Genomic DNA, 1,331 nt, shown 5'->3' with positions numbered 1-1,331 from the left:
GGCGTTCAGTCCCTTCGCGGTAAAGAAAATTTCTTCATCACCGAAGAAAATAACAATCAGGAAATCTACTTCATCATCGCTTTCGCTTACGTTAAGAAAGCGGCTGCAATGGCTAACAAGGAACTCGGCGTTGTTAAACCCGAAGTTGCTGACGCCATGATCTGGGCTTGCGATGAGCTCATCAACAATACTGAAAAGTATCGCGACCAGTTCATCACAGATTGGCTGCAGGGCGGTGCAGGCACTTCCACCAACATGAATGCCAACGAAGTTATTTCTAACCTCGCTATCGAACACCTCGGCGGCAAGAAGGGTGACTACTCCATCGTCAACCCGAACAATGACGCCAACTTCGGTCAGTCCACAAACGATACATACCCGACAGCTATTCATCTGAGCTGCATGTTCCGCTCCAACATCCTGATCAAGGCTGCTGAAGAACTGCGCGACGCTCTGTATGCAAAAGCTAAGGAATTTGACCAGACTCTGAAGATGGGTCGTACTCACCTTCAGGACGCTGTTCCGATGACACTCGGCCAGGAATTCCACGGCTGGGGCTTCACTCTGAACGACGAAATCGAAAACCTGAAAGAAGCTCAGAAACATCTGCTCGTTGTTAACCTCGGCGCTACCGCTATCGGTACAACAGTGACAGCTGCTCCCGGCTATCCGGAACTTGCTGTTAACAACCTTGCCAAACTGACCGGCATGCCGTTCAAGAACAGTGCTGACCTGATCGCTGCAACAAGCGACTGCGGCGCTTACCAGACACTGTCTTCTGCGATCAAGGGCCTCGCCGTTAAGATGACCAAGATCTGCAACGACATCCGTCTGCTTGCCTCCGGTCCTCGCTGCGGCCTGAAGGAAATCAATCTTCCTCAGCTCCAGCCGGGCTCTTCCATTATGCCGGGCAAAGTCAATCCGGTTGCTGCTGAAGTTGCCAACCAGGCAAGCTTCCTCGCTATCGGTCTTGACACAACAGTCATGCTTGCTGCATCTGCCGGCCAGCTCGAACTGAACGTTATGGAACCGGTGATCACCTACGCTCTGTACACACAGATGAAGGTTATGACCAACGCCTGCAACACACTGCGTACAAAACTTGTTGACGGTGTAACAGCTAATACAGAACGCTGCAAGGAATATGTGATGAACTCCATCGGTATCGTCACACTGCTGAAGCCGCATTTCGGCTATCAGAAGTGCGCCGCCATCGCTAAGGAAGGCTACACAACCGGCAAGTCTCTGCATCAGATCGTTGTTGATGAACAGCACCTGCTCACACAGGCTGAATGGGATGCCATCTTCAACACTCAGAACCTGATCAATCC

The 1,331-nt window shown here is 51.4% G+C and carries 1 protein-coding gene; it reads left to right on the top strand.

Annotated elements, in window-relative coordinates:
- Nucleotides 1–1,331 (top strand): aspartate ammonia-lyase (locus E5987_RS12715; RefSeq protein WP_160336437.1); only part of this gene is annotated, 1,331 nt, incomplete at both ends.

It is taken from the genome of Parasutterella muris (assembly GCF_009767915.1).
Lineage (GTDB): Bacteria > Pseudomonadota > Gammaproteobacteria > Burkholderiales > Burkholderiaceae_F > Parasutterella > Parasutterella muris.
This window is presented reverse-complemented; position numbering and strand designations above follow the sequence as displayed.